The following is a 19845-nucleotide window of genomic DNA, read 5'->3' on the forward strand; positions in this document are numbered from 1 at the left end:
AAACCACCCCAGAGGCTCGTGGTTGGCTTGCTAACTGCAGGGCTACTAAAAGCCCGCTCCGTACCGCCTAGCGGTTGGTGTCGGGTAGTTTACTCGATTGGTGATTGACCTGACCAGGGCCAGCACCTCTGCTGGGGCTGAGGCTTTCTTCATTTTGAATCTCAATTAGGCTTCGGGCATGAGGGGGCGGAACCCATGCTTGCGGGAAAGCTGCCCGATCAGATCCAATTTCTCAAGGGTGATCAAATTACGGCCCCAACTGAAATTGGTGTACAGCCCCTCAAACTCCAGCAGCATGGATTCAGCAAAGCAGGCAAAAAGCTGACGGGCCGGGTTGGCCACATTCAAAAACTGCATGATGTTCCATTCAATATCCAAAGAGTGCTCCACCATCCCCCCGTCAATGACGTAGAGTCCCTTTCGCTGCAAGCTGGAGGCGATGTTCTTTGGGTAGCCACCGTCGATGATGACACAGGGATCCGGCAAAACTTGGGGATCGAGGGCCATGCCTTGGCTCATGCTGGCCACCCAAACGATAAAGTCAGCGCGGGGCAGGGCCTCTTCCAGCGAAGAGATCTCCCCCTGCTTGAGCTTGGCCTGCAATTCCTCCAGACGCCGTCGCTCTCGGGCGATGAGCAACAATTTGCCCAAGTGAGTGTGGGCCACCAACCATTGACAAATGGCGCTGCCGATATCTCCGGTCGCCCCCACCACCGCAACCGTAGCGGCTGCCAAGTCCATGGCGTAGCGCTGGGCCGCCAACTGCAGTTGCTGACAGATGATGTAGGCGGTGTGGGTATTGCCGGTGGTAAAGCGTTGGATCTCCAAGTCAATGTTGCGGACTCGCCGGAGACTGTCGAGGCGAAAAGTCTCAAAAATGATGCTGCTGAATCCCCCCAAAGCCGTAATGTTCAAGCCGCGCCGCTGGGCTAGGGCCATGGCATTCAACACTTTCCGACAAGCTGCCTTCACCCGTCCCCCCGCCAACATCTCCGGCAAGAAACAGGATTCGACGTACTGCCCATAAATCTTTTGGCCGGTGATGCTGGTTACCGTGATCTCGTCCACCACCTGAGGGGGAGCCATGCACCAGAACTCCAGGTCGCTCTCCGCATATTCGGAATAACCCAGCTTGTCTGCCACCCGCTTCGCATGGGCCAGGCTGGTCAAGTGCCCGATCAGGCCGAACATAGAGATTTACCCGCTTGGATAACTAATGGATCCCGTCCGGATCCCATCAAAACATGCCCATACCCACGAGAGGTAGGGATCCCTACAGCCGGGCCGGAAACCCAATTCGCCAGCAGAGGATGGAGGTGGGTCATGCTGCCCGCAAACCCTGGGCTGAGAGGCGCATCACCTCGCGGGTGCTGAAGCCGATGTTGGCCAGCGCCTCTCCATAGGCAATCATAAAATCCTCGACGATGGCCTCGCGATCCATATAGATGGCTTCTACATCCTGGTCCACCTGCTGCAGCATCTGCCAGACCAAGGGCAGGTTCTGGGCGTTGGCCGCTTCGATCTGCCCTTTGACCTCGCCAAAATGCTCCCCTAGCCAGCGCTCTCCAAAATTGAGGTGCAGATATTCATCCTTGACCACCCCCTCGGTGATCTTGCGGGCAAACTCATCGGCGACGGGGATGTAAATGTTGTAGGCGGCAATGGCAAAGCATTCGATGATCAGCGACTGAATGACTAAGCAGGTAACTAGGTCTCCGGCTGCTGCCGCTTTTTGGAAATTGTTGCGCAAAGGGGCGAAGAAAGTGCGGGCAAACTCCCTATCCGGCTCTACCTGCAGGTTTTTGCCGCAGGATTGAAAGCCTTTCATGTGCCGCAATTCCATCTTGGCCAGCTTGTGCAGCTCCTCTGCCCCTTCCGGCAACATCTCGGCCAGCTTGAGGTAGTTGTCGTGGGCTTCTTGTTCCCCTTCGATCACAATGCCGTTGATGCGAGAGTAGGCCTGCCGGTAAACCGCGCTGCCATAGTCCAAGGTGGTGCCACCCTCATCGGCTAAAGGCTGGGGGGTATTGGGCAGGACGTTCACTGGGGCCATACTCATGCATCTCCTCTCGGTGTTGTTTGGGTGTTGTTGATTGTCTATGCTGACTCGACAATCGCCTCGATTGCGGCTAGATCGCTCTTTTAACCAGAATAGCTGTAGCTGCCGCAGAATTGGCGGGATTCCTTTTGCGGAATGATAGGGGTCTGCTAGGGTGAGGGTTCGAGTGCCGTTGTGGAGCCTGCTGTATGTCTGCTCTTGGGGATGGCCTGAACCAACTGCGCCAGTTGCTGGTGGAGCTGGAGGAACGATCCCTCGATCAGCCGATTGGCAGTGCCGAGGAGGTGTTGCAGGCCATTGAGCTAGCCACGGCTTTTGAGCTGTTTGAGGCGGAGAGCAGCGGTTTGCTGCTGCAGATTGTGGCCAATCTCTGGGATCGGGTACGGCAGCAGGATTTGTCTCCAGGGGAGATTCAGACGGTATCGGAGAAGTTGCGGGCGGTGGGCTATACCGATGCCGAAATTCAGGAGATCCTGGACTTGGAGCCGGAGGACTAGCCCCATTTCCCCCTCTAGGCTTGAACCATGCCCAGCTCCACCGGTGTAACACCCGCTTCCATCTGAGTGGTGGCGTCGTAGCAAGCCCCTCGCAGGTTGGCCAGCTTGAGTTTGCACTGGGCAAGAAGGGCTCCTCTCAAGTTGGCCCCGGTGAGATTGGCCCCTGCCAGGTCCGCTTGGCTGAGATCGGCTTCGCTCAAGTCCGCTTCGGCCAGGTTGGCCCCACGCAAGTTGGCTCCTTGCAATCGGGATCCCTGCAGCTTGGCTTTCTCTAGGTTGGCCAGCCGCAGGTTGGATCCCTGAAGATCCGCTTGGCTGAGGTCGGCGCCGCTCAGGTAGGCCCGCTCCAGGTTGGCAGAGGCCAGCTTTGCCTGGCGGAGAATGGATCCCCCCAAGTCGATCCCGGCCAAGTCGGCCCCGGCCAGATCAGCTCCGGCCAGTTGGCTGTTGCTGAAGTCCCGCTCACCGCTGCCGTAGCGTTGCAACAGGTCTGCTCCAGTTTCCACCATCGCTGTTTTCCACACCGGACGAATGGATCCTACCTAGGAATAGAAGGGCCGCCAAGAGCACGCTAGGATAGGCGCAAGCCGTTTTCCGGGATCCCCCCTTATGAGCTTGCCCCGTGTGCCCCGAACTCGACCTCGCCCCAAGCTGCGCTCGATCCCTCGCCGCCAAACCGAATCCGCCCTCTATGCCGAAATGCAGCAGCTCACTGTCGAAAAGCAGCGGCTCAACCAAGAGCTAGAGTTTATTCGAGAGCGGCAAGGGCAAATCCACGCGCGACTTCAGGAAATCGAGCAGGCCATGCAACACCTTCAGCAGGAGGCAAAAGCCTTTCGGGATCCCGCTCCTGCCTCTGAACCCGCCCAGCTCAGATCCCGCCCTTCCCGCTTCCCGCCCATGACCTTCGAGTATTGAGGGATCCTATAAATCTCAAAGAAGACCCAAGATTCAAAGCAGACCTAAGCAACAAGTCAGGGGATTCTGTAGCCAACTTAACTATTTGCTGCTTATCTCAACCCGACTCCAGAATCTGGGCCAGCGAACAGCTGTTCTCAAGCTGGCTGCACAGTTACCTGAACTTCAGCTAGAAATCGCAGGAGCCCCGCACTGTACCCGTAGGGTCAGTGCCGGGAGGAATGCGGAAGTTATGATAAAACCATGACCCAAGTCCTGACCGTCTCCTGCAAGCTCAAGGTAGCCCAGTCGCAAGCCGCCAAATTGGACGCGACTTTGGAGGCTTTTGGCCAAGCCTTGAATTGGGTCAACCAGAACACGCCGGAGAAAGTCGCCAACGCCGTTAAGCTCCAGTCTCTGTGCTACCGCGAAATCCGTGCCCGGTTCGGCTTATCCAGTAACTTGGCAAGGACTACGTCCCGCTTACGCGACCAGCAGGTCTGCAGACGGCTGGCCGGTGCCCGTAAAGTTGCCCAACAGAAAAACCGTCCGGTCAAAGCGTTCAAGAGAGGCTTTGCGACCTACGATGCCCGTGTCTTTTCGTTTCGCGAGAAAGACTGGACGGTGTCGCTGACCACGGTGGAGGGTCGGGAGCGCTTTGAGCTGGCGATTGGCCGCTACCAGAGAGAACGGCTGGCGGGCTCCAATCCCAAATCTGCCACTCTGGTCAAGCGTAAAGACGGCTCCTACTCCATTCAAATCTGTGTGGAAGCGGAGCCATCCCCACCGCAACGCACGGGTAGAGTGCTGGGGGTGGACTTGGGGAGGACGGATATTGCCCATACGTCAGAGGGTGATAACTGGAATGGACAGCAGTTGAACCGAATCCGCGACCACTACTCCAAGCTGAGGGCGGCACTCCAACGCAAAGCCAGTAAGGGCACACGCAGTTCGCGGCGCAGATGCAGAGAACTGTTGCAACGGCTGTCTGGCAAGGAGAGACGCTTTCAGTCGCGTCAGCGTTGCGTAGCAAAAACGTGGGTCAATCATCGCATCTCCAAAGCTGTTGTCTCTAGGGCAAAGGCGACAAACAGCGCTATTGCTCTGGAAGACTTGACAGGGATCCGGGAAAGGGTCAATCAACAGCCACGCAGCAAAGCTGAGCGCCGCAGAACCAATAACTGGGCGTTCTACCAGCTTAGGATGTTCGTGGTCTACAAGGCTGCCATTGCCGGAGTACCTGTGGTGCTGGTTCCGCCTGCCTACACGTCGCAGACCTGCCACCGGTGTTTGCACATCCATCCCGATCCTACGCAATCCTATCGCAGTGGAAAGAAGTTTAAGTGTGGGCACTGTGGATGGGAAGGAGATGCGGATTTGAATGGTGCGAATGTGATTGCGCTTTTGGGGGCTGCTGTAAACCAGCCTAGAGGTTCGTGGTTGGCTTGCCAACTGCAGGGCTACCGAAAGCCCGCCCTGTACTGCGAAGCAGTCAGGGTCGGGTAGTTTACGCAAACACCACCGTTTTGTTGTGGTACACCAGCACCCGATTCTCCAGGTGATACCGCACTGCCCGTGCCAGGACTAGGCGCTCCATGTCGCGGCCTTTGCGGACGAGGTCGGCAACGGTATCGCGGTGACTGACCCGCACCACGTCTTGCTCGATGATCGGCCCTTCGTCCAGATCTTCGGTGGCATAGTGGGCAGTCGCGCCGATGATCTTCACCCCCCGTTGATGGGCGCGGTGGTAGGGGTTGGCTCCGGCAAAGGCGGGCAGGGTGGAATGGTGAATGTTGATGACCGGCGGGGCTTGGCGGAGCAGCGACCCACTCAAGACCTGCATGTACTTGGCCAACACCACCAGGTCAATTCGATATTCCTGCAGGAGAGCGAGCTGACGGGCTTCGGCTGCGGCTTTGCCCTCTGGAGAAACGGGGATGTGGTAGTAATCGATACCGAAGGAGCGGGCCACCGATTCCAGGTCGGGGTGATTGCTGATGATCAAGGGGATCTCGGCGGGCAGTTCTCCCGCCCTTTGCCGCCAGATCAGATCCAAAAGGCAGTGGCTTTGCTTGCTGGCCCACAACGCAATGCGACGGCGAGTGTCGGAAAAATGCAGTTCCCAGTTGGCTTGGATCCCACGGGCAATACCCGAAAAGGCGGGGACAATTTCCCCTCGCTCCAGTTGGAAGCCCTCCAAGTCCCACTCGATGCGGCTCAAGAACAGTCCTGCCTCGGGATCCGTATGGTGATCGGCGTGAATGATGTTGCCGCCGTAGCTGTAGATGAAGCTGGAGAGCTTGGCTACCAGCCCTTTTTGATCAGGGCAAGATACCAACAGGGTGGCACTGGGCATCGGTAGACAACAGCCTCAACTTTGTGGGGACTGGCTCTCCCCAAGAGCAATCCATTCTCAATCTACCCGGTTGATCTCTTCCAATAGCCAGGGATCCACCGGCTGGCCATCCCAACGCTTCAAGTCGATGCGAATCCACATCGCCGCAGAAGAGCCGGCAGGGGGCAGTTCCTGGTGAAACGAGATCTCATAGTCAGACGGGTTTTGGCCATGCTGCCGCAGCCAGGTCTCCACCTTAGCAGGAGCAAAGTAGGACTGCCCTTGCTCGAACAAGCGCGTAATTTCCATGCCGAAGCAAAGGGGGTTGAAGCGGGCCATAGGTTAGGCAGCGTCTGCTGTTTGAGCGTCGTCGGCTGCGGATGGGGGGGGAGCCATCTCTGAGGTGGGTGTATCGGCTGTGGCGACCGACTCGGCTTTGGGCTCAGCCGCGGCTGCTGTTCGGGAAGCCTTGGGAGGGGCGGCAGCCGTTGTCCCGCGGGTGGCTTTCTCCAGCTCTTGGGCCTCTTTGTTCAGTTGCGCCTCGAACTCTCTGGAAGCATCCTGCAGGCTGCGCAGGGTTTTGGCCAGCGTGCGACCAATCTCCGGCAGTTTGCGGGGCCCAAAAACCAAGAGAGCCACCGCAAAGATGACCAACATTTCCGGCAGTCCAACACCCAAAAAATTCATGAGCCTCGGCAGAGTACGGTTTGGTTGGGATCCCTTCGCCTCCCTAGAGTGACATTTTCTCGCCGCGGACTGCAAGTAACTGCCGGCTCTCCTCATCTATCCGATGGCTCTGGTGTTTTGCTCTCAGCTCATCCAGGCCAACCTCTCCCTGGCCGGCCAAGTCAAAATGGTAGAATTGCATCGTTAATCAATCAATGTCCTTCATCGGCCTAGGCTTGCCCATGCTCCAAACCCTACAAAAGCTCCTCGGGGATCCTAACGATCGGAAGATCCGGCAGTACCGTCCTGTCGTCAAGCTGATCAACTCGCTGGAGATCGAGATCGCCTCTCTTTCGGATGCGGAGCTCAAGGCCAAGACCACGGAGTTTCGCCAGCGCTTAGACAGAGGAGAATCTCTGGATGATCTCTTGCCGGAGGCATTTGCCGTGGTGCGGGAGGCCGCCAAGCGGGTCTTGAACTTGCGCCATTACGACGTACAGCTCATCGGCGGCATGGTGCTGCACGAAGGCCAGATTGCCGAAATGAAAACCGGCGAGGGGAAAACCCTGGTCGCCACCCTGCCTGCCTACTTGAACGGCCTGACTGGGAAGGGGGTTCACATCGTTACCGTCAACGGCTACTTGGCGCGGCGCGACTCGGAGTGGATGGGGCAGGTGCACCGTTTCTTGGGCCTGACGGTCGGTCTGGTGCAAGAGGGCATGTCACCCGAAGAAAAGCGCCGCAGCTACAACTGCGACATTACCTACTGCACCAACAGCGAGCTGGGCTTCGACTACCTGCGGGACAACATGGCCACCGATATCAAAGAGGTGATGCAACGGCCCTTTAACTACTGCATCATCGACGAGGTGGACTCAATCCTTATCGACGAGGCCCGCACTCCCCTGATCATCTCCGGTCAGGTGGCTCGCCCCTCCGAAAAATACCTGCGGGCAGCCCAGGTGGCGCGGGAGCTGATCCGAGATGAACACTATGAGGTGGATGAAAAAGCCCGCAACGTCATTCTTACCGACGAGGGGTTTGAAGCCGCCGAGCGGTTGCTGGGAGTCTCTGACCTGTTTGATCCCAAGGATCCCTGGGCGCACTTTGTCTTTAACGCGGTGAAGGCCAAAGAGCTCTTCATCAAGGATGTCCACTACATCGTCCGCAATCAAGAGGTGGTGATCGTGGACGAGTTCACCGGGCGGGTGCTCCCCGGTCGTCGCTGGTCCGATGGGCTGCACCAGGCGGTGGAGGCCAAAGAGGGGGTGCCGATTCAAAGCGAGAGCCAAACCCTGGCCACCATCACCTACCAAAACCTTTTTCTGCTCTATCCCAAGCTTTCCGGCATGACGGGCACGGCTCGCACTGAGGAGGCCGAGTTCGGCAAAACCTACAACCTGGAAGTTACGGTGATCCCCACCAACCGACCCATCCGCCGCAAAGATGCCCCCGACTTGGTGTACAAGACCGAAAGGGGCAAGTGGCAAGCGGTTGCCGAGGAAATTGCCCACATGCACGCCCAGGGGCGCCCCGTCCTTGTGGGCACCACCAGCGTGGAAAAATCCGAACGCCTCTCGGCCATGCTCAAGGAAATGGGGATCCCCCATAACCTCCTCAACGCCAAGCCAGAAAACGTGGAGCGGGAGGCGGAGATCATTGCCCAGGCGGGGCGAAAAGGCGCTGTAACCATTGCTACCAACATGGCCGGTCGAGGCACGGACATCATCTTGGGAGGCAATGCGGAGTACATGGCCCGCCTCAAGCTGCGGGAACGGCTGATGCCCAAGCTGGCTCAATTGGACGCCGACAACCCCTTGGGATCCGTTCAGATGGTGGGACGGGGGGGTGGCCAGGGATTTGGTGGGACAGCACCCAAGCCGAAAAAATCCTGGACGGTGGTCTCCCCCAATTTTTACCCCTGTGAGCTGTCGGCCCGCACCAGCCAAGCCTTGGACGAAGTGGTGGCGGCAGCGGTGACCAAGTATGGGCTGAACCGTCTGCCAGAGCTGGTGGTGGAGGATCTCATCGCAGTAGCTTCCGAGAAAGCGCCGGTGCAGGATCCGCTAATTTTGCAACTGCGGGAGGTTTACAACAGCATCAAAGCCGAGTACGAAAAAATTACCGAGGCCGAGCACGAAGAGGTGGTGAGGCTGGGGGGCCTGCACGTGATCGGTACGGAGCGCCATGAATCCCGCCGTATCGACAACCAGCTGCGGGGCCGCGCCGGGCGACAAGGGGATCCCGGCTCCTCGCGGTTTTTCCTCAGCTTGGAAGACAACCTGCTCAAGATTTTCGGTGGCGAGCGGGTAGCCAAGCTCATGGACATGTTCCGGGTGGAGGAGGATATGCCCATCGAGCACCCGCTGCTCAGCAGCAGCCTGGAGAATGCGCAGAGAAAAGTGGAAGTGTACTACTTCGACATGCGCAAGCAGGTGTTCGAGTATGACGAGGTGATGAACAACCAGCGGCGGGCCATCTACTCAGAGCGGCGGCGCATCTTGGAGGGGGAAAACCTCAAGACCAAGATCCTTGACTATGTGCGCAAAACCGTTGGCGAGATCGTGCGGGCTCATGTCAACCCGGAGCTGCCCCCGGAAGAGTGGGAAATTGACAAGCTGACTGCCAAGATGCAGGAGTTTGTGCCGCTCTTGAAGCAAAACCTCAAGGTTGAGGATCTGCAGGATCTCTCCTACGAGCAGATCTTGGACTACCTGATCAAGCAGGCAGAACTGGCCTATGAGGCCAAAGAGGCTTTTCTGGATACCTTTGAGCCCGGTTTGATGCGCAAGGCAGAGCGCTTTTTCCTGTTGCAACAGGTGGACACCCTCTGGCGGGAACACCTGCAGCAGATGGAGGCGCTGCGGGAAGCTGTGGGCCTGCGAGGCTACGGTCAGAAGGATCCCCTGATCGAGTACAAGAACGAGGGCTACGAGCTGTTCCTGGAGATGATGGACAACATCCGCCGCAACACGGTGTACAACCTATTCATCTTTACTCCCCAGATTGTGCAAGTGCCCCAGGCGGCGCGACCGGCTCCGGCACCCACTGCGGCTGCCAGCCCTGATCCCAGCTCTGCTTCAGGGGTGATGGAAGCCGATTTCACGGAAGAATAATTGGCGTAGAGAGAAGTCAGCGGGGGAGCATGACTCTAGTCAATGATAAGCTCAACTATACTGAAAATAATGTATAATATGTTCAGTACGGATTACTACCAGTTGATCTTTCTGTTTACTTTCGAGTCTGCCAACATGGTAGCCAAAGCAAAGCAGAAAATTGGTAGTAAGACGACACGGAAACTGCGCTTTGGGTATTCTACTCAAAGCTTTGCGGGATACCGCCATTCTGTTTGGACTCCGTCCCGCTAACGCGAATGGAAACAAACAGAATGCTATCGCTGCATAGTTGAACAGTGATGTTCAGCAGTGTTCAGCGTAAATGTATCAGGAGGATCTGTCGTAATGCCTCTTTCAGTTGTGGGTACTGGAAGGTAAAGCCCATCTGCAAAGCCGCTTGCGGGATCACTTTCTGCCCCGTCAAAACCACTTGAGCTGCCTCGCCCAACAGCAGTTCCAACGCCAGCTCCGGCACAGGCAACCAAGAGGGGCGACCCAGGACCTGGCCTAAGGTTCGGCAAAACTCTTCCATCTGCACCGGGTTGGGAGCGGTGGCGTTGAACACTCCGGATCCCTGCTCCAGCAGGAAGCAGACCAAGCTCACCCAATCCTCGCGGTGGATCCAAGACAGCCATTGTTTGCCGGAGCCGATCGTTCCGCCGATAAAAAATTGGAAGGGAGCCAACATCTGCCCCAGCGCTCCTCCATCCGGCCCCAACACAATCCCTGTGCGCACGATGGCCAAACGGATCCCCAATTCCTCAACCGACCGGGCGGCAGCTTCCCAAGCTTGACAGACTTCTGCCAGAAAATCTTGGGCCGGGGGATCCGTCTCCGTCAGGGGATCCCCTTCTGGATGGGATCCGTAGTAACCCACCGCCGAGCTGCTGATCATCACCTGGGGCTTTTGGTTGAGGGAGGCGAGGGCTTGGACAAGGGCCTGGGTGGTTTCCACACGGCTACGACGGATTTCTTTTTTCTTGGCCTCTGTCCAGCGAGAAGATGCCAAAGGCTCTCCGGCCAAGTTGACTATCCCCTCGTACCCTTCCAAGGCGGTTGCCCAGGTTTGTGGTCGATAGGGATCGTAGGGCAGCAGCTTGAGGTTGGGGGATTCCCCCAAAATGCGGCGGGCTTGCTCCGGGCGGCGGGTCAAGACCAAAACCTGATCCCCTTGCTCCAGCAAACGGGCCACCAAGCGACGCCCGATAAAACCACTTCCACCCGTGATGACAATGCGCATGATGTGGATCCGACTTGCATCTGCACAAGCCCTGTGCCGCCCTTGTCCTTTGAACGGTGCAGAGCCTTTCCGCTATTCGAACCTCTAGCCTAGCGCGTTTCCTGCCCCGCGTTGGCCATTGCCTGGGATCCCGCCATCCGTTTGCTGAGCTTGGCGAAGTGGCAGAGCCCAAGAAAGCCCAAGAATAAAAATGTTTTGCGGCAAAGCGTAAACTACCCGACTCCGACCGCTAAGCGGTACGGAGCGGGCTTTCAGCAGCCCTGAGCCTGCTTTGCTCTACCAGAGAACAAAACAGGCCCGAACCTCTAGGCTGGTTTACGACAGCCCCCAAAAGCGCAATCACATTCGCACCATTAAAGTCCGCATCCCCTTCCCATCCACAGTGTCCACACTTGAACGACTTACCACTGCGGTAGGATTGCGCAGGGTCAGGATGGATGTGCAGGCACTTGTGGCAGGTCTGGCTGGTGTAGGCGGGCGGCACCAGCACCACAGTCACCCCCGCAACTCTCGCCTTGTATTCCAGAAACTGCCTCAGTTGGTAGAACGCCCAACTGTTGGCCCGCCTACGCTCTGTCTTGCTGCGTGGCTGTTGATTGACCCTTTCCCGGATCCCCGTCAGGTCTTCCAGAGCGATAGCGCTGTTGGTAGCTTTTGCCCTAGAGACAATAGCTTTGGAGATGCGATGATTGACCCACGTTTTTGCTACGCAACGCTGACGCGACTGAAAGCGTCTCTCCTTGCCAGACAGCCGTTGCAGCAGTTGACGGCATCTGCGCCGCGAACTGCGTGTGCCCTTACTGGCTTTGCGTTGGAGTGCCGCCCTCAATCGGGGGTAGTGGTCTCGAACTCGGCTCAACTGCTGTCCATTCCAGTTGTCCCCTTCTGAGGTATGAGCGATATCCGTCCTTCCAAAGTCCACCCCGATCACCTTGTCGGCATCTTGTTGCTTGGGTGGCTTCTCCTCTACGCAAATCTGGATGTAATAGGAGCCGTCCTCCCGCTTGACCAGGGTGGCGGCTTTGGGGTTGGAACCAGCCAGTATTCCACGCTGGTAGTTGCCAATGGCCAGTCCAAAGCGCTCTCGCCCTTCCACCGTGGTCAGCGACACCGTCCAGTCTTTCTCGCGGAACGAGAAGATACGTGCGTCGTAGGTAACGAACCTACGCTTGAACTCTTTAACTGGACGGTTGTGCTGTCTCGCCACTTTGCGAGCGCCTGCCACCCGTCTGCAGGCCTGCTGGGCCAAGTTGCTAGACAAGCCGAATCGGGCGCGAATCTCGTAGTAGCAAAGGGATTGCAGTTTGACCGCGTTGACGATCTTCTCCGGCGTGTTCTGGTTGACCCAGTTCAGTGCCTGCACAAAGGCATCCATCGTCGCGTCCAATTTAGCGGCTTGCGACTGGGACACCTTGAGCTTGCAGGAGATGGTCAGGACTTGGCTCATAGGTTCATTGTACTTCATCAAAGCGCATTCCTCCCGACACTGACCCTACGGGTACAGTGCGGGGCTCCTGCGCTAGTAAGCTGACACACCTGGAAAAATCGGCTTCAATAGGCCCTAGCTGCGCTTCTTGGCAGCAGAGGTGGTTCATCGTCCCCCTATTTTCTTCCCTTCACCCGTGACACCCAAGTCTTCTTCCCGTACCCCGGCTCGCCACGTGTCTATGCGTGCAGAGCAGGTTGCTGGGCCTCGGCTGGACATCTCTGTTGCTCCACGAGTGCATCGCTCCCAAGGGCAGGGATCCCTGGTTCGGGCAGGGTTTCCCTCCTCTCTCCCAATTTCCGGTCGGCGGACGATCCCTGTCCAGCGCTCCCGCCGGCGCGGACGGCAAGAACCTGGCCACGAGCCTCAAGTCTGGGAGATGGCCTGTCACATCGGGGTGAATGTCTTGTTTACGGCGGCTGCCCTCAGTGGTTTGTATCGCCTCTTGCCGGTGCAGTTGGCTCAGCACCACCGGCTCCAGGTTCTGGAGCGGCATATCGAGGTCTTGTCCACTCGGATTTCTCGGCTGCAGGAGGGGGTGGATCGAGGTATGGATCCCTTGCAGCAGGAGGCCCTGATCAAGGAACGGCTGAATCGGGTGCCACGCAATCAAATTCAGGTGCGTTTGGTGGATCCCAGTACCTGGGTGGCGGACGACGAGAAGAACACCCACCCTTCCTGGATCGGGCAGTCCACCCAGCCGTCTGCCAGGCCGTAGGCTGCCTCTGCCTAGGCTTGTTTGAGAAGCAAGGCCACCTCTTTGGCAAAGTAGGTGAGGATGATATCGGCGCCAGCCCGCTTCATGGCCAGCAGGGATTCCAACATCACTTTTTTGCCGTCGATCCAGCCCTTTTGTTCGGCGGCTTTGATCATGGCGTACTCGCCGCTGACGTTGTAAGCGGCCACGGGCAGATCCGTTGATTCCTTGACTCGGTAGATGATGTCCAGGTAGGCCAGGGCCGGCTTCACCATCACCATGTCCGCCCCCTCGGCTTCGTCCAGCTCCACTTCCTTGATGGCTTCCCGAGCATTGGCGGGATCCATTTGATAGCTTTTCTTGTCTCCCGATTTGGGCGCGGATCCCAGGGCATCGCGGAAGGGGCCGTAGAAGGCAGAGGCATATTTGGCGGAGTAGGCCAGGATCGCCACATCGGTGTAGCCTTGGTCATCCAGGGCCTCCCGAATGGCACCGACACGACCGTCCATCATGTCCGAGGGGGCCACAATATCCGTTCCCGCCTCTGCTTGGGAGAGGGCTTGCTTGACCAAAACTTCCACCGTCTCGTCGTTGAGGATCACCCCATCCCGCACGATGCCATCGTGGCCATCGCTGTTGTAGGGATCCAAGGCCACATCGGTTACCACCAAAATCTCGGGAATTTCCTGTTTAATCCGCCGCACCGCCCGCTGGATCAAGCCCTCTGGGTTGAAGCACTCCTGCCCGGTGGGATCCTTTTTCTCTTCCGGCACCACCGGGAACAGGGCCACCGCCGGGATCCCCAATTGAGCGGCTTCCTCCACCTCTTTCAGCAGCAGGTCTAGGGTGTAGCGGTAGCAGCCGGGCATCGACTCCACTTCCTGCCGCTGGTTCTCCCCCTCCATGACAAACAGGGGATAGATCAGATCCTGCACCCGCAGGTGGGTTTCCTGAACCATCTGGCGGAAGGCTTCTGTGCGCCGCAGCCGACGGGGACGGTAGATCAGGTCTTGGCTCATGGGAGCAGCAGGAAAGAGGGCGTTTCTATTTTGCCATGAGGTCGGTAGGGGCTGAGCTGGTTGTTGGGCGAGGGGCGACATCCGGGGCAGAGGGGAAATGCCGGGCCAGCCAGCGGTGGAGGGTCTCTTTTACCGCTTCCGCTTGGCAGTCGTGCAAAAGATCGTGGCGCGACCGGGGAAAATCGTGGATCTCTCCCTGGGGCAGCCGACGGGCAAAATCCACAGCTCCGGCAGGATTGACGACGATATCGGCAGAGGTGTAAAGCAGCAAAACCGGCAGGCGGAGCCGATGGGCTTGGTCGAGGCAGCGCTGTCCACTGCGCACCAGTTCGGCTGTGAATCTGGCCCGCGTTACACCACACATGTGGGGATCCGCCGCAAAGGCGGCTTGCTGCTCGGGTAGGGAAGTCACCCGCGCTGGCTCGTAGAGGCCGGTCAAGGCCAACTGGGGAATAACCCTGTCCAAAACTTGCAGAAGGGCGTGGGTCAAAGGGGTGAAATAGTGGTCGATGCGAAAAGCCGGAGAGATGAGAACCAGGCCCTGCACCTGGCCGGGATGGGCAAGGGCATATTCCGTAACCCAGTTGGCCCCCGCGCTATACCCACACCAGATCTGCGGGATCCCTTTCTGCGGCCAAATCTGCTGCGTGATCCTCTCCAGATCGGCTTGATATTGGCTGAAACGGTCGATCCAGCAGCGGATCCCGCCGGAGCGACCAAATCCCCGCATGTCGGGAGCCAAAACCTCCCACCCTTGAGCAGCCAACTCGCCGGCCAAAGGGCAAAACCCGCCGCCGTGATCCCCTTTACCGTGCAAAAGCAACACCCGTCCGCAAGGGGATCCCTGGGGCCAGTGGTGCAGAAAAGCTGGGATCCCATCGGAAAGCGGCAACTCCTGAGGCCGATAGATCCCCGACGCAGTTTGCGGCTGAGTTTCCGACCGCCCATCCAGAGCCTCTAAGTCACCTAACCGATCAAAAGGCATGGGCAAATCCAACACACGTCCGGCAAGACCCGGCAAAGCCACAAATCCTATCTTCCTATGTCCCAGTCGCCCGCGAGCGCTGCCGCCGCTGAGGAGCGGCAATCTTTGTTTCCAGTCCAAAATATTTCTTAACAATCTCTGCTCTTGCCGGGGATCCCTAACAGGCCAAGCTTTGCAGCTTTTCCTGAGGGCGTGATGAAAGGAGCTCTCAGGGCGAACTGGGGCCATTTGCGGGAAAAAGGGCCGCTGAGAGGTATGATGTTGTGAAGAAGTTTTGCGGGGTCTCAGGTTGAACGGGATCCCCTCTCTGGGGTGGTTCACCCTTGCTTTACCATTGCCTTAGCGCCTCATCGGTTCATTCAGTCGGAAACGGGTTGCTGAAACTATGCTGTTACTGAAAATCTCTGTTTACGCGGTTGTCATCTTTTTTGTGGGGCTTTTTGTGTTTGGTTTTTTGAGCAACGATCCCTCCCGCAACCCCAACCGTCGAGACCTGGAGTAGGGGATCCCGCCTTGGGCAGCTTGCGAACCCAAGTGATAACCGGCTCATAGCTTGAGGGGGCATGCCTCCGGCCCTATTTTTGTGGAACTCTGCCGGTCGCACCGGCGGCGCGGAACGCTAGCCCTGGGGAAATTGACGCCTGTGGAGATCCCTCCGGCGGTGCGGCGACGCAAGCTGCTGCTGGTTAGGGGTTGTGGAAGCAGGAAGAAAGCCGCAGCGGTGAGCAAGATTCAGTCCTTGTTCGGACTTCGGCCCGCTGGTGGGCATTCCCCTCTGGAGTGAATGGCCTCGCCTCAAAGCTGGCAACTCGGCTGGCTCACTGGAAGGCGGTAATCAGCAATGTCTGGGATCCGGAGCGATTCTGTTGGTCAAACGCGGTGATCCGGAACTGCCAAACGCCGATGGGATCCCCGAGGGCAACGCGGAAGTCGGTGATGAAGCTACAAAAGGTGGCCCCGGGATTGCAGCCGGCCTGCTGCGGGCTGAAGAATTCCCTCTGCACACGCACGCCGCTGGGGTTGAAAGTTTCCAGCTCGAGGAACTGCGTTGGACGAGCACCACCCGGCACACTCACCTGCACCGTAAAAGCCGGCGTGGAGGTGCCCACCCGCACCGAGGTGGGCGCATTGATAAACGAAACCGTTGGGCCTTGGGGTGGGGGCAGGATCGAACCCCCTGAGCTGCCGCCATCTCCACAGGCAGCCAGCCCAGTGGCCAAAAGGCCAGTGGCCAAAAGGGTGAGAGCAGTCCGTTGCATCCCGCAGTTCCTCACGCAAACCCATCCATCCTGGCAAGACTTGACCAGAATCTGTACCACCGCTTGAGCGGCACAGCTCTAAGTTACTTTTCTAAGTTACTTTCTGCCTCTGCAGCTTGAGAAAAGATGCGCCACGACCTAAATCTGCATGGGCCTTTGCGCAGAGTTGATTCCCTTGCTTCAGAGCAGCAGCAAGCGCCGCAACAGCAACGCTATCACCGCAACAAAGCTGGCCACGATGATCTGTCCCGGCAGAGTATAGCCGGAGTAAAGCCCTATCAACCTCAGCAACTCCCCATTCCAGGGTTGTGTGGCCAAAAGGTAGAGAATCCCGGTCAGGTGAACCAAGGCCAAAGCCACCAAGCTGCCGGATCCCAACTCTTGGAGGCCCACCGGGGAGTCAGGGATCCCTCCTGCCAACCGCTTCCCATCGACAGCACGTTGGCGGGCCAGAGGAGAAGGGGGTGGATAGGGATCCCGTTGCCGAAAGGCGATCGTCCCGCAGGCCCAAGCTCCCGGCAAAAACCCCAGCAAGTAGCCAAAGGCGGGCTGGTACAGGTACTGCCATCCTCCCCCTTGGGCAAACACCTGTAGCCCTGCCAGCCCCAGCCCCAGATAGACGATCTGGGCGCACACCGCTGCCACCGGCCCCGCCAAACAAGCCGTCAGCAACACGCCCCCGATTTGCAGCGAGAAGCTGTATCCCCCCAACCCAGGCAGCTCCGGCGGAAAACTCAAATGGGTCAGGGTGCCCAAAATGGTCAGGATTACCCCAATCGCCGTCCAGAGCCATTCCAGAGGAGTTAAGAGCAGGCCAGACCGCATAACCGGGGGGAAACCCTTACTCTATGCTAAGAGGGGAGACGCGCAAATAGGGTGGGCAAAAGGTGGTCAAGGCAGAGTGGATTGAACTGGCCCAGGCCCTGGCCGATGCTGCCGGAGCGGTGATTCGCCCCCTGTTTCGCGGAGAACTGCAAGCCGAATACAAAGAGGCCCGCTCCCCAATTGTGACGGTGGCCGACCGGGAGGCAGAGCGAGCTATGCGGGCTTTGCTCATGGCCCAAGTGCCAGAACACAACATCCTTGGCGAAGAGTTTGGTTTTCACCAGACGGGATCCCTCTATACTTGGGTTCTGGATCCCTTGGATGGCACCATCGCCTTTTCCACCGGCAAGCCCACCTTTGCCACTTTGATTGCCCTCTTGGAAGAAGACCGCCCCATTTTGGGCATCATCGATCAACCGGTGTTGCGCGAACGCTGGCTGGGGGTGCGGGGACAACCCACCCAATGGATGACCCCCTCTCACCGACAGGCTGCTCAAACCAAGGCCAATACCGACCTCAGCCGCGCCTACTTGAGCTGTACCACCCCTGATTTGTTCACCCAACCCGACCAACAACGGTGCTTCCAACGGCTCAGCCAGGCGGTTCACATCACCTCCTATGGCGGCGATGGCTACCAGTACGGCCTGTTGGCCAGCGGCTGTGTGGATCTGGTGATGGAGTGTGGCCTTGCCCTCTACGACTTTGCTGCCCTTGTGCCGGTGATTGAGGGATCCGGTGGCGTGATTACCGATTGGCAAGGGGATCCCTTAACCCGCACCTCCACGGGAGAAGTGTTGGCGGCAGCCAACCCCAGCTTGCATCGACAGGCCCTGGCCGCGATTCAAAAAAGCGGGATCTACCCAGCGAAATAAGCAGGCTCATTGCCAGGTTTCCACTTGATGTTGCAGCCCAGGCTGGGCTTTTGGTCGGGATCGATGGGCTTGCCGGCCAGAAGGTTATCCAGCGCCGCCCGCAAATCCTTGCCCGTCACCGGCACATCCGTCAGGCTGGGACGACTGTCGTCCAGTTGACCACGATAGACCAACTTGCGATCCGCGTCGAACAAGAAAAAGTCGGGGGTGCAGGCGGCGGTGAAGGCTTTGGCCACCTCTTGGGTTTCGTCGTAGCAGAAGGGGAAGGTAAAGCCCAAGGTCTCGGCCATCTTCTTCAAGTTCTCTGGGCTGTCATCCGGGTATTTCTCCACATCGTTGGCGCTGATGGCTACAATGCCGACGCCGCGATCCTTGTAATCTCTGCCAAGGCGGGCCAGCTCCTCTTGCACGTGCTTCACATAGGGACAGTGCTGGCAGATGAACATCACCAGCAGGGCCGGCTTGTCGGCAAAGGTGGAGAGGGAGATGGTTTGGCCGCTCACCACATCCGGCAGGCTGAAGTCAGGGGCTGGGGTGCCCAAAGGCAGCATGGTTGAGGGGGTACGGGCCATAACAAACCTCCGGCGTAAGGTTTCCTCAATCATTGTGGATCATCCTGCCCCCCCAGGAGCCGTCGCAAGGGGAGCTCGCCGGCAAACGGGAGCGCCAGAAGGGATCCTAAGCAGGCCGGGGACAGCTTTTACAATTGGATAAGGTTGGCAACACGATTGTTGGGGAGCTGAGCCTTGAGCACCGCCGTCTTACCTGCTGCTCCTTTGGTGGATACTCACGTCCACCTCAATTACCCCGATTTTGCCGCGGATCTGCCCCAGGTGGCCGAGCGCTGGCGTCAGACGGGGATCCGGCGTTTGGTGCATTCTTGTGTAACACCAGCAGAATTCCCCCAGTTGCAGGCCATTGCAGACCAGTATCCGGAAGTATTTTTGTCGGTGGGGCTGCACCCTTTGGAGGCGGGCCAGTGGCAGCCCGATTTGGCCGAAAAGATCGCCCACCTGGCCGCCAGCGACGAGCGAGTGGTGGCTATCGGGGAGACGGGCCTGGATTTCTACAAGTCCAACCCGGCGGATATCGAGCGGCAAAAAGAATCCTTCTGGGCCCAGATTGCCATTGCCCAAGCGCAGGATCTGGCGTTGATCGTCCATTGCCGCGAGGCGGCAGCAGCCACCTACGCCATCCTCAAGGAGGCCATGGCCACGGGGGGGCCAGTGCGGGCGGTGATGCATTGCTGGAGCGGATCCCCGGAGGAGACACGGCTGTTTGTCGAGCTGGGCTGCTTCATTAGCTTCAGCGGCATTGTCACTTTCAAAAATGCCGAGACTGTCCGCCGGTCGGCCTTGGAGGTGCCCCTATCCCAGCTTTTGGTGGAAACCGATTGCCCTTTTCTGGCTCCCACCCCCTTCCGCGGCAAACGCAATGAGCCGGCTTACGTGCAGCGGGTGGCCCAAACCTTGGCGGAGCTGTTGGGAATCCCACCGGAAAAACTGGCAGAAGAAACCAGCCAGAACGCTGCTCGCCTGTTTCGGTTGCCTCTCCCCTAGCTGATACATTTACGCTGAACACTGCTAAGCATTACTGCTCAGCGGTGAAGCGATAGCATTCTGTCCGTTTCCGTTGTCACTACGCGACGCTGACGCGACCGCGCTACTCGGACGGAGTCCAAACAGAAAGGCGGTATCCCGCAAAGCCCTGAGCATAACGCCCAGAGCGCCTTGCCAATCTCGTGGTAGCCTGTGGTCGCACTTTGGGCATCTAAACACCTTTGCGCCACCCAACTTAGTGTGGATGTGCCCGCACTTGGTACAGGTTTTGCTGGTGTACGCTTCCGATACTTCCACGACAACCACGTTTTTCTTTTTGGCTTGAAATTTCAG

At 58.2% G+C, this 19845-nt stretch carries 22 protein-coding genes; 8 read left to right on the top strand and 14 right to left on the bottom strand.

Annotation, left to right across the window (positions count from 1 at the left end; genetic code table 11):
- Positions 1-165: 165 nt before the first annotated feature.
- Complete coding sequence (locus tag ACVWYZ_RS04530; RefSeq protein WP_011434004.1) at positions 166-1191, bottom strand: long-chain acyl-[acyl-carrier-protein] reductase; 1026 nt, start codon at positions 1189-1191, stop codon at positions 166-168.
- Between the two features lie 130 nt (positions 1192-1321).
- Positions 1322-2053, bottom strand: coding sequence for an aldehyde oxygenase (deformylating) (locus ACVWYZ_RS04535; RefSeq protein WP_041436745.1), 732 nt, complete (start codon positions 2051-2053; stop codon positions 1322-1324).
- Between the two features lie 194 nt (positions 2054-2247).
- On the opposite strand from ACVWYZ_RS04535, the gene ACVWYZ_RS04540 reads away from it, so the two are divergent.
- Positions 2248-2556, top strand: coding sequence for a hypothetical protein (locus ACVWYZ_RS04540; RefSeq protein WP_414330858.1), 309 nt, complete (start codon positions 2248-2250; stop codon positions 2554-2556).
- Positions 2557-2570: 14 nt separating this feature from the next.
- On the opposite strand, the gene ACVWYZ_RS04545 is transcribed toward ACVWYZ_RS04540, so the two are convergent.
- Complete coding sequence (locus tag ACVWYZ_RS04545; protein WP_041436747.1) at positions 2571-3065, bottom strand: pentapeptide repeat-containing protein; 495 nt, start codon at positions 3063-3065, stop codon at positions 2571-2573.
- Positions 3066-3165: 100 nt separating this feature from the next.
- Here ACVWYZ_RS04545 and ACVWYZ_RS04550 point away from each other — a divergent pair, with 100 nt between their 5' ends.
- Together ACVWYZ_RS04550 and ACVWYZ_RS04555 are read left to right on the top strand one after the other, a co-directional pair.
- On the top strand, positions 3166-3474 hold the full coding sequence (locus ACVWYZ_RS04550; protein WP_238376787.1) for a gas vesicle protein GvpV: 309 nt from the start codon (positions 3166-3168) through the stop codon (positions 3472-3474).
- A gap of 243 nt (positions 3475-3717) precedes the next feature.
- On the top strand, positions 3718-4959 hold the full coding sequence (locus tag ACVWYZ_RS04555) for an RNA-guided endonuclease InsQ/TnpB family protein (protein ID WP_457466301.1): 1242 nt from the start codon (positions 3718-3720) through the stop codon (positions 4957-4959).
- 1 nt (position 4960) lies between these two features.
- On the opposite strand, the gene purU is transcribed toward ACVWYZ_RS04555, so the two are convergent.
- From purU to ACVWYZ_RS04570, 3 genes are read right to left on the bottom strand one after another with little or no spacing between them, the layout of a single operon-like run.
- Positions 4961-5809, bottom strand: coding sequence for a formyltetrahydrofolate deformylase (gene purU, locus ACVWYZ_RS04560; protein WP_414343735.1), 849 nt, complete (start codon positions 5807-5809; stop codon positions 4961-4963).
- A gap of 57 nt (positions 5810-5866) precedes the next feature.
- On the bottom strand, positions 5867-6127 hold the full coding sequence (locus ACVWYZ_RS04565; protein ID WP_414389638.1) for a hypothetical protein: 261 nt from the start codon (positions 6125-6127) through the stop codon (positions 5867-5869).
- A gap of 3 nt (positions 6128-6130) precedes the next feature.
- Positions 6131-6445, bottom strand: coding sequence for a TatA/E family twin arginine-targeting protein translocase (locus ACVWYZ_RS04570; RefSeq protein ID WP_457466304.1), 315 nt, complete (start codon positions 6443-6445; stop codon positions 6131-6133).
- 251 nt (positions 6446-6696) lie between these two features.
- Between ACVWYZ_RS04570 and secA the strand changes: the two genes are divergently transcribed.
- Complete coding sequence (gene secA, locus ACVWYZ_RS04575) at positions 6697-9570, top strand: preprotein translocase subunit SecA (protein WP_457466306.1); 2874 nt, start codon at positions 6697-6699, stop codon at positions 9568-9570.
- 313 nt (positions 9571-9883) lie between these two features.
- Here secA and thyD read toward each other — a convergent pair whose 3' ends face one another.
- Both thyD and ACVWYZ_RS04585 read right to left on the bottom strand, forming a co-directional pair.
- Positions 9884-10810 carry a thylakoid membrane protein ThyD gene (gene thyD, locus ACVWYZ_RS04580; protein WP_457466308.1) on the bottom strand — a complete coding sequence of 309 codons (927 nt, stop codon included), beginning with the start codon at positions 10808-10810 and terminating at the stop codon, positions 9884-9886.
- A gap of 229 nt (positions 10811-11039) precedes the next feature.
- A complete protein-coding gene (locus ACVWYZ_RS04585; protein ID WP_457466310.1) occupies positions 11040-12257 on the bottom strand; it encodes an RNA-guided endonuclease InsQ/TnpB family protein in 1218 nt (405 codons plus the stop codon).
- A gap of 220 nt (positions 12258-12477) precedes the next feature.
- Between ACVWYZ_RS04585 and ACVWYZ_RS04590 the strand changes: the two genes are divergently transcribed.
- Positions 12478-13014: a slr1601 family putative cell division protein gene (locus tag ACVWYZ_RS04590; RefSeq protein WP_238376986.1), complete on the top strand. Its 537-nt coding sequence runs from the start codon at positions 12478-12480 to the stop codon at positions 13012-13014.
- A gap of 11 nt (positions 13015-13025) precedes the next feature.
- On the opposite strand, the gene hemB is transcribed toward ACVWYZ_RS04590, so the two are convergent.
- Together hemB and ACVWYZ_RS04600 are read right to left on the bottom strand one after the other, a co-directional pair.
- Complete coding sequence (gene hemB, locus ACVWYZ_RS04595) at positions 13026-14012, bottom strand: porphobilinogen synthase (protein ID WP_011434019.1); 987 nt, start codon at positions 14010-14012, stop codon at positions 13026-13028.
- A gap of 25 nt (positions 14013-14037) precedes the next feature.
- Positions 14038-14997, bottom strand: a complete 960-nt coding sequence (locus ACVWYZ_RS04600) for an alpha/beta hydrolase (protein WP_457466312.1) — start codon at positions 14995-14997, stop codon at positions 14038-14040.
- 385 nt (positions 14998-15382) lie between these two features.
- Here ACVWYZ_RS04600 and ACVWYZ_RS04605 point away from each other — a divergent pair, with 385 nt between their 5' ends.
- Positions 15383-15499: a photosystem II reaction center protein I gene (locus ACVWYZ_RS04605; protein WP_011434021.1), complete on the top strand. Its 117-nt coding sequence runs from the start codon at positions 15383-15385 to the stop codon at positions 15497-15499.
- 316 nt (positions 15500-15815) lie between these two features.
- Here the strand turns inward: ACVWYZ_RS04605 and ACVWYZ_RS04610 are convergent, their stop codons facing one another.
- Both ACVWYZ_RS04610 and ACVWYZ_RS04615 read right to left on the bottom strand, forming a co-directional pair.
- Positions 15816-16256 (bottom strand): hypothetical protein, encoded by a 441-nt coding sequence (locus ACVWYZ_RS04610; RefSeq protein WP_457466314.1) that lies wholly within the window; start codon positions 16254-16256, stop codon positions 15816-15818.
- 180 nt (positions 16257-16436) lie between these two features.
- Entirely contained in the window at positions 16437-17081 is a 645-nt protein-coding gene (locus ACVWYZ_RS04615; RefSeq protein WP_457466316.1) for a biotin transporter BioY, read from the bottom strand.
- Positions 17082-17143: 62 nt separating this feature from the next.
- Between ACVWYZ_RS04615 and hisN the strand changes: the two genes are divergently transcribed.
- Positions 17144-17953, top strand: a complete 810-nt coding sequence (gene hisN, locus ACVWYZ_RS04620) for a histidinol-phosphatase (RefSeq protein WP_457466318.1) — start codon at positions 17144-17146, stop codon at positions 17951-17953.
- Here hisN and ACVWYZ_RS04625 read toward each other — a convergent pair.
- Positions 17938-18525, bottom strand: a complete 588-nt coding sequence (locus ACVWYZ_RS04625; protein WP_041437584.1) for a thioredoxin family protein — start codon at positions 18523-18525, stop codon at positions 17938-17940. The two genes, hisN and ACVWYZ_RS04625, sit on opposite strands and share 16 nt — an antisense overlap.
- A 207-nt stretch (positions 18526-18732) precedes the next feature.
- On the opposite strand from ACVWYZ_RS04625, the gene ACVWYZ_RS04630 reads away from it, so the two are divergent.
- Positions 18733-19512, top strand: coding sequence for a TatD family hydrolase (locus tag ACVWYZ_RS04630; protein WP_457411546.1), 780 nt, complete (start codon positions 18733-18735; stop codon positions 19510-19512).
- 24 nt (positions 19513-19536) lie between these two features.
- Here ACVWYZ_RS04630 and ACVWYZ_RS04635 read toward each other — a convergent pair.
- Positions 19537-19845: zinc ribbon domain-containing protein (locus tag ACVWYZ_RS04635; RefSeq protein WP_457466320.1), on the bottom strand; the 309-nt coding region annotated here is incomplete at its 5' end.

The organism is Thermostichus sp. MS-CIW-37, from assembly GCF_054060065.1.

Excerpts from the sequence above, each read along its gene's own strand:
- ACVWYZ_RS04570 (WP_457466304.1), bottom strand. The coding sequence starts at position 6,445 with ATGTTGGTCATCTTTGCGGTGGCTCTCTTGGTTTTTGGGCCCCGCAAA.
- ACVWYZ_RS04605 (WP_011434021.1), top strand. The coding sequence starts at position 15,383 with ATGCTGTTACTGAAAATCTCTGTTTACGCGGTTGTCATCTTTTTTGTG.
- hemB (WP_011434019.1), bottom strand. The coding sequence starts at position 14,012 with ATGAGCCAAGACCTGATCTACCGTCCCCGTCGGCTGCGGCGCACAGAA.
- ACVWYZ_RS04545 (WP_041436747.1), bottom strand. The coding sequence starts at position 3,065 with ATGGTGGAAACTGGAGCAGACCTGTTGCAACGCTACGGCAGCGGTGAG.
- ACVWYZ_RS04540 (WP_414330858.1), top strand. The coding sequence starts at position 2,248 with ATGTCTGCTCTTGGGGATGGCCTGAACCAACTGCGCCAGTTGCTGGTG.
- ACVWYZ_RS04550 (WP_238376787.1), top strand. The coding sequence starts at position 3,166 with ATGAGCTTGCCCCGTGTGCCCCGAACTCGACCTCGCCCCAAGCTGCGC.
- ACVWYZ_RS04585 (WP_457466310.1), bottom strand. The coding sequence starts at position 12,257 with ATGAGCCAAGTCCTGACCATCTCCTGCAAGCTCAAGGTGTCCCAGTCG.
- ACVWYZ_RS04625 (WP_041437584.1), bottom strand. The coding sequence starts at position 18,525 with ATGGCCCGTACCCCCTCAACCATGCTGCCTTTGGGCACCCCAGCCCCT.
- ACVWYZ_RS04590 (WP_238376986.1), top strand. The coding sequence starts at position 12,478 with ATGCGTGCAGAGCAGGTTGCTGGGCCTCGGCTGGACATCTCTGTTGCT.
- secA (WP_457466306.1), top strand. The coding sequence starts at position 6,697 with ATGCTCCAAACCCTACAAAAGCTCCTCGGGGATCCTAACGATCGGAAG.
- ACVWYZ_RS04565 (WP_414389638.1), bottom strand. The coding sequence starts at position 6,127 with ATGGCCCGCTTCAACCCCCTTTGCTTCGGCATGGAAATTACGCGCTTG.
- thyD (WP_457466308.1), bottom strand. The coding sequence starts at position 10,810 with ATGCGCATTGTCATCACGGGTGGAAGTGGTTTTATCGGGCGTCGCTTG.
- ACVWYZ_RS04610 (WP_457466314.1), bottom strand. The coding sequence starts at position 16,256 with ATGCAACGGACTGCTCTCACCCTTTTGGCCACTGGCCTTTTGGCCACT.
- ACVWYZ_RS04530 (WP_011434004.1), bottom strand. The coding sequence starts at position 1,191 with ATGTTCGGCCTGATCGGGCACTTGACCAGCCTGGCCCATGCGAAGCGG.
- purU (WP_414343735.1), bottom strand. The coding sequence starts at position 5,809 with ATGCCCAGTGCCACCCTGTTGGTATCTTGCCCTGATCAAAAAGGGCTG.
- ACVWYZ_RS04600 (WP_457466312.1), bottom strand. The coding sequence starts at position 14,997 with ATGCCTTTTGATCGGTTAGGTGACTTAGAGGCTCTGGATGGGCGGTCG.
- ACVWYZ_RS04535 (WP_041436745.1), bottom strand. The coding sequence starts at position 2,053 with ATGGCCCCAGTGAACGTCCTGCCCAATACCCCCCAGCCTTTAGCCGAT.
- ACVWYZ_RS04555 (WP_457466301.1), top strand. The coding sequence starts at position 3,718 with ATGACCCAAGTCCTGACCGTCTCCTGCAAGCTCAAGGTAGCCCAGTCG.
- ACVWYZ_RS04615 (WP_457466316.1), bottom strand. The coding sequence starts at position 17,081 with ATGCGGTCTGGCCTGCTCTTAACTCCTCTGGAATGGCTCTGGACGGCG.